Origin of the sequence: Streptomyces palmae (assembly GCF_004684805.1) — a bacterium.
Taxonomy (GTDB): Bacteria; Actinomycetota; Actinomycetes; order Streptomycetales; family Streptomycetaceae; genus Streptomyces; species Streptomyces palmae.
This window is the reverse complement of sequence record NZ_SRID01000390.1, coordinates 1-6395: the sequence shown is the minus strand read 5'-3', so window position 1 is coordinate 6395 and position 6395 is coordinate 1. Positions and strand designations below refer to the sequence as shown.

Genomic DNA, 6395 nt, shown 5'->3' with positions numbered 1-6395 from the left:
GGTCTGCTCCGCAGACACGACGCGCCGTCGCTACGCGACGGAAAGACGACCGCACTCCGTGCGGTATTCCGGGACTTCGTCCCGAGAATCCGGGCCACTCCGTGGCCCGGAAGGCCAACTCCGTTGGCCTCGGGCTCGGATCGCTCCGCGATCCGAGCGAACGGAACGCGCTCCGCGCGTTCCTGTGGCTGGCTAGGGGGAGCGAGGGTGGCGGTACCTCGGGTGATGGGGATTCAGCGAATCACGCTCCGCCTGTGCTTGGGCCGGGCTGCAGGGCAGGAAGCGCAGGGCGACGCTCACCGCGAGGGTTCCAAGATAATAGAAACGAACAGATTTAGAACGCCCTCAAGGTAGTGCGTCATTCTGCAAGCCCGATACCTTATGGAGAAACAAGCCACCACCACTACGAGGCTCGGAGGCCCAGGCAGGATGCCAGTCGTGGCCAAAAAGTCATCCATAAATGGGACATTTGGCCGACCCTCTGATTTCCGGCGCAACCAGATTCTGGCGAACCTGACGGAGCGTCAGCATGAGGGAGAAAGGGAAATTGCATGCCGGGGAAAGATCTGTTTCCGCATCAGGTGGAGGCCGTCGATGCCGTCCTCCGCGCTCTGCAGACACCCGCCGGCGGGCATATGCCGGCCGAGGGACTACGGACCCAGGTCATCGCCGCGACCGGCTCGGGCAAGACACTGATCGCCACCGAGGCCGCTCAAAGGCTGGGCGCGCGGCGAGTGTTGGTCCTGGTGCCGACTCTGGATCTACTGACACAGACCGCGGCCGCATGGCGCGAGGACGGCCGCACAGGGGCGATGATCGGAGTCTGCTCCCTACGGACCGAGGACTCCGACGGCGTACCGTGTACGACGGATCCAGCCGAGCTCGTGACATGGGTGCGGGGGCTGGAGCGAGTAACGGTGTTCGCCACCTACGCCGCCGTCGGCCTCGGCATCCTGCAACGCGCCCACGCCCAGGGTCTGGCCGTGTGGGACCTGATGGTCGTGGACGAAGCCCACCGGACCAGCGGAGACGCGGGGAAGCCATGGGCAGCCGTACATGATCAGGCCAGGATTCCAGCGGCCCGCCGGCTCTACATGACCGCCACAGCCCGTATCTGGGAAGTAGCCGGGGGCGGTCGTGACGAGGCGCCGCGCCTGATCGCGAGCATGGACCCCGACTCCCCCCTCTTCGGGCCGGTGGCGTTCAAGCTGACCCTGTCCGAGGCCGTCAGCCGCGGGCTGGTAGCGCCGTATCAGGTCGTGTGCGTCGACATCACCGACCCTGAGCTCCACGAGGCGCACCAAGTCGCCGGCCCCGGGTCGGACGCGGTGCGTGGGGCGCGGCTGGCGGCGCTGCAGACCGGGGTCCTGACAGCGGCGGCGCAGGAGGGGCTGCGGAAGATGCTGACCTTCCACAGCAAGGTCAGCGAGGCTGAGGCCATGGCCGCCGGAGTCGTCGACGTCGCCGAGCGGCTGTGGGAGGACGACCCGCGCCGGTTCCCGGCGCCGGAGCGAGTATGGGCCGACTGGCTGTGCGGCGAGCACTCTCCCGGCCGCCGGCAAGAGGTACTCACCGAGTTCGCCTCCGACGTCATCGAGGGCCGGGACGACGATGATGGGCACGGGCTGCGGCCGGCCGCGCTGCGCGTGCTCAGCTCCGTGAAGGTGCTGGGTGAAGGGGTCGATACAGCGAATTGTGATTCCGTCGCCTTCTGTGATGCACGAGGGTCGATGATCGACATTGTGCAAATGGTCGGCCGCGCACTTCGGATGCAGCCCGGGGAGGGGAAAATCGCGTCACTGATCGTTCCGGTATTCCTCGCGCCAGGTGAAACCCCGGACGAAATGCTGACCTCTCCCGCCTACGAAACTCTCGCGAAGATCCTCGAAGCACTCCGCGCCCACGACACCGAGACCATCGAAGCGCTCGCCGACCCCCGCGTGCGCAGCGGCAGTTACGGGCCGGAGGAGGACGCCGGGGTCGGCGAAGGCGGCCAGGAGCAGTTGGAGGGTGAGCGGGGGCCGAGTGCGCCCGCGCGGGAGTTGCTGAAGTTCAGCACGCCGCGGGATGCGGCGCGGCTGGCCCGGTTCGTGAAGCTGCGGGTGATCGAGCCGGAGAACAGCTTCTGGAGGCGTGGGATCGAAGCGTGCGTGCGGTATGTGAGGGAGGTCGGCGCGGCGCAGCTGAGGGTGCCGTACGACTTCGTCACTCCTGACGACTGGTCGCCGGCTGGGTTTCCGCTGGGGGTGTGGCTGGCCGATCAGCGGCGCTTCAGCAAGGCCGGACGTTTGGCGTCGGCCCGTGTTGCCGAGCTTGAGGAGCTCGGGATGGTCTGGTCTCACCAGGACGTCGCGTTTGAGGAAGGACTCACCGCCGCTCGCGCCTGGGCTGCGGTGCATGGGCACTTTCTGCCGCCGGCCACAGCCGTGTGGGGCGGCTACCCGGTCGGCATCTGGGCGAAGAACCAGCGCACCGCCGCCCGGCTCGCGGACACCATCGCTGAGCGCCGCGAGGTGGGCCTTCCTGTCGATTCCAGTGCCAAAGCTCTCACCGAGGCGCGGCGGGAGGCGTTGGAGGAGATCGATCCGGGCTGGTGTCCGGCGTGGGATACCGGGTGGCAACGCTGCTTTCGCCTCGCTCAAGCCCATGTCCAAGGCGGTGGGACGGTGCCGACAGTGGCGGGTGAGGTGATCGTGCAGGGCGAGGATCTCGGCCGGTGGGCAGCGGCCTGCCGCCTTGGCTGGGACAACCTGACGCTCGTCCAGCAGTGGATGGTTGAGAATGTCCTCGGTCTCACCCCGGCTGGAGAACACGAGCGGCCCGTGAAACGCACGCAGGAAGACAGGTGGGCTCTCAATCTCCGGGCGGCACGCCAGTTCCACGCCCGTGAGGGCCACCTCAACGTGCCCAGGAAGCACGTCGAGTATGTGGAGCCGCTAGGCAGGTTGGCAGGTGGTCAGGCCGCTGGTGAGGAACTTGTGGCGGTGAAGCTCGGCATGGTGCTCGACAACCTCAGGAAACGGGTCGGCAAGCTCACCGAGCGGCGTCGCGCGGACCTGGACGCACTGGGCATGCGCTGGTCGGGCACAGCATCCAGTAGGAGCCAGCGGTAGAGAACGGTTGGGAAGGCGGAAGAGCTCGGGTCCTGGTGGGTCTGGGCCCTTCCGGGGCTCTTCTAGGCGGCGAAGCCGACGTTGGTGACGTACTCGTACTGGCCCCACTGGGAGCCCAGGTCAATGATCGTGTCGTCCCAGGCTGCGTCGAGGCCCTGGTAGTCGCCGGCCGCCCAGGAACCGACGATCCTGTCCCAGCGGCGCACGTTCATCGTCCGGTACTCCACCACGCGCTGCAACGGTCGCGGCACCTGGGACTGGTCCAGGGGGTGGATCTCCACCCGCGTCCCGCGTCCGTCCCGGTTCAGGCGCTTGAGGAGGTGGCGGGCGACGTTCTGACGGCGCACTGCTCGGTAGGCGGCGTCGATCCTGGCCAGGTTCGCCTTCGATGGCGACCGTTTGCCCTCCAGCCAGGCCTTGAGCGTCCGGTCGGTGACCGTCAGCCCGGCCTCCTTCGCGGCCTGGCGGCTTCTGCCCGACTTCGTCAGGTAGTGCAGGCGCGCTAGCCAGCCGCGCTTGACGGTCACCGGGGTGGCGATACCTCCCGCGAGCTCGTCGAGCTTGCGGGCGACGGCATGGCTGCCCTTGATGCCCCGGGCACCGAACTTCCCGAAGTCGAGGTTTTTCTCCGGCACTACTCCTCTCCCTCCTCTTCTCCGTCCGTTCCGGTGTGCTCGGTGGTGTCGGTGCCGGCGGTGTAGGTGTCCTTGACTTTGACTTCGGTAACGGCGCGGCCTTCGGGGAAGACACTGCGCCAGTCACCGATGACATGGAGTTCGTCGGTGCCCATCGCCCGCACCACGGCCAGGCCCTCGTCGTGGGCCTTGAGTGCCTTGAGCCACAGGTTGGAGAATGCCTGGGAGCGGATGATGTGCATCCAGTCCGGCCGGTACAGCTCCCTGTTGTAGTTCGATTCACCCATCGTCGAGACGAACTTCGAGTACATCGCCTTCACGTACTCCAGCGTCACCTCGTCGTCCTCGGCGATGGCGGTGTCCCGGGCGTCCTTCAAGGCGATGCGGAACTTCTCCAGGAGATTCTCCGTGGCGCCGGAGGTGTACGACTCGTGGATTTCCGGCGGGGCGCACAGTCCGTACTTCGGGCCGGACAGGCGCAGTAGGAGGCGCAGGGTCGGCTCGGTCACCCATAGCGGCCCCGGCTCGTCCCGCTGGCCGATCGGGTTCGGCAGGACGTCCTCGTGCTCCCATACGGGTGGGGTGATCAGGTGGACACCGGCGCGACGGCGGTCGTGGGGAAGGCCGGCGGAGTGCTCCAGTTGCCCGAGTGGTAGGTGGGTTTTGAGTGCGGAAAGGTAGGCACCGTTGATGTCCAGGGCGGTCACCTTATGGCGACCGGGTGGCAGGTCGGCCCGGGTCCACTTGGGGCGGGCCTCCCAGATTTGGTCCGCGCCGCGGGAAGTCTGCTTCTTCAGGATGTCGGGGATCCACGGGTGGGCGATGACGTTGTAGCGGGCGCCCTTACGGGTCTCGTCCAGCAGTCGCATCGCATCCGGGATCGCCCGCTTCAGCAACATGGCTGTGGCTGCTTCGACGTCGCCGTGGTGCTCGGTGAGCGCGGCCTGCACTGCTTGGCCGATCAGATCGACCGGACCGGATGGTTCCTGGAATGCGCGCCGGGCCGGTCCGTGGGGACGTTCGGAGGGGCGCGGCGTACCCGGGGTGCGAATGTGTGACGGCGGCTTCGTGGCCTGCGTGGGCTGTGCGGCGGTCGGGGTGGGCGCAGCTGCGGGGGCCTTGGTCGTGGCGGGCTGGCAGTCGGCTGGGTCCAGGTGTTGGACGAAGCCTGCTACCCGTTGTCCGGCCGGGTGCCCGCACAGTACGCATGGCTCCGGCACGGCGAGGGTTTCCACCTCGTCGCTGTCGCCGGCTTCTTCGGGCACCGCCGGGGAGGGGGCAGAAGTGCCGGCTGTGCCGGCCGCGGCGGGGTCTGGCGTCACGGCGGGCTCGGCGGCGGATGGCGTCACCGGGGCGGTGTCGGCGGCGAACTTGGCGGCCAGCCCGTCCAGCAGGTACGCGTACTTGGTCCGGACCTCGCCGGTCGGGTCACGGCCGGTCTCCCATCCGGCGATCGTGGACGGGCTCACTCCCAGTGTCCGGGCTACCTGCGCCTTCGACAGTCGGGCCCGCTCCCGCAGTTGCTGCCGGACCTGGGGAGAGGGGAGTTCGGCTTCCGGGCCCACGGCTGCGAGCAGCGAGTCGATTGCGTCGAAGTCACTCACCGGGCCATGCTCTTCTCGGAGTTGGTGCCTCGGCGCCGGGCGGCGGGCAGCGTCTCGCATGCCCGGGTCGGCCCGGCCAGCAGATCGAGTGCGGCAATCTCGTAGTACTCGGCGAGGACATCGACGTCACGCAGGGTCCATGAGGTGGCTCCGGTCTGTCGGCGTGATACCTGCGTCTGCGTCAGCCCGAGCACCGCGGCGAGCACCCGCTGCGAGTCGCCTGTCGCCTGCATCAACGCGGCTACCGTCAGCCGGAGTGATTCCTCCAGACTCAGTCCCATGGCCCCATCATACTCGATGGTGATGCAAATTATGCATTAGGCATGGGTATTGGTGCTCAAACATGTGCGTTGCGCCTGGTCCCGGGCCGGGGAGATACAAGGCCCTGTCAGCGCCCGTGACCCGTCCAGGCCCGGTGGTCAGCGGTCCGGGTTCCGTCCATGTGCAGCAGGTCGGCGGGGCGCACGCCGCGCATCCCGCACCGCCTGGCGTACTTCCTCCACCACCCGGTCAGCCAGGCACGGCCCGGCCGGGAAGGTGCGACGGGCAGGCCGGGCCGGCCGGGACTGTCGGCCAGGGCGGGACCGGACGGGACCGCTGACCGAGCATCGGCCGACCGGGCGGGCGGGCCGGGGTGAGGAGCGTGGAAGTTGAGGGTGGTGCCCGGCTCGGGCACGGCCCTCAGCGGCGCAGTAGCGCGGCGGGACGGGCCCGGCCAGGGCCGGGGGCCGCAGCGGAGAGCGGACCGGTGCTGCTTCGTGGGCGCAGTCCGGGCCAGGCGGCCCGGCACGGCGGAGCGACGGCGTGGCCGACCGGCGCTCAGTGGTCGGGCCGGCCAGGACAGGCAACCGTGGGCGGCGGGCGTCCCCACAAGGACGGGCTGGGCAGAGGGGGTGGGCCACCCAAGCGGAGACGGGCAGGTCCCGCTCGCCGAGGGTGATCGGTGGTTCCATGGCCACCAGGCAGAGCAGTTGCAGCAGGTGGTTCTGGACCATGTCCTTCAGCGCGCCGACGGTGTCGTAGTAGCCGGCCCGGCCCTCCAG

4 protein-coding genes and 1 pseudogene are annotated in these 6395 nt (G+C 68.6%); 1 reads left to right on the top strand and 4 read right to left on the bottom strand.

Going from position 1 to position 6395, the window contains the following annotated elements:
* Positions 1 to 551 precede the first annotated feature (551 nt).
* A complete protein-coding gene (locus E4099_RS27475) occupies positions 552 to 3113 on the top strand; it encodes a DEAD/DEAH box helicase (protein WP_135341825.1) in 2562 nt (853 codons plus the stop codon).
* A 62-nt stretch (positions 3114 to 3175) separates the two neighbouring features.
* On the opposite strand, the gene E4099_RS27470 is transcribed toward E4099_RS27475, so the two are convergent.
* From E4099_RS27470 to E4099_RS27455, 4 genes and pseudogenes are all read right to left on the bottom strand, one after another.
* Complete coding sequence (locus tag E4099_RS27470; protein WP_135341824.1) at positions 3176 to 3748, bottom strand: transcriptional regulator; 573 nt, start codon at positions 3746 to 3748, stop codon at positions 3176 to 3178.
* Positions 3748 to 5352: a helix-turn-helix transcriptional regulator gene (locus tag E4099_RS27465; RefSeq protein WP_135341823.1), complete on the bottom strand. Its 1605-nt coding sequence runs from the start codon at positions 5350 to 5352 to the stop codon at positions 3748 to 3750. The genes E4099_RS27470 and E4099_RS27465 overlap by 1 nt, the downstream gene beginning before the upstream one ends.
* Positions 5349 to 5633, bottom strand: a complete 285-nt coding sequence (locus E4099_RS27460; protein WP_135341822.1) for a helix-turn-helix domain-containing protein — start codon at positions 5631 to 5633, stop codon at positions 5349 to 5351. Before E4099_RS27460 ends, E4099_RS27465 begins: the two co-directional genes overlap by 4 nt.
* 636 nt (positions 5634 to 6269) lie before the next feature.
* Positions 6270 to 6395: pseudogene (locus tag E4099_RS27455) on the bottom strand (hypothetical protein); the annotation flags it as partial.

Excerpts from the sequence above, each read along its gene's own strand:
- E4099_RS27475 (WP_135341825.1), top strand. The coding sequence starts at position 552 with ATGCCGGGGAAAGATCTGTTTCCGCATCAGGTGGAGGCCGTCGATGCC.
- E4099_RS27460 (WP_135341822.1), bottom strand. The coding sequence starts at position 5,633 with ATGGGACTGAGTCTGGAGGAATCACTCCGGCTGACGGTAGCCGCGTTG.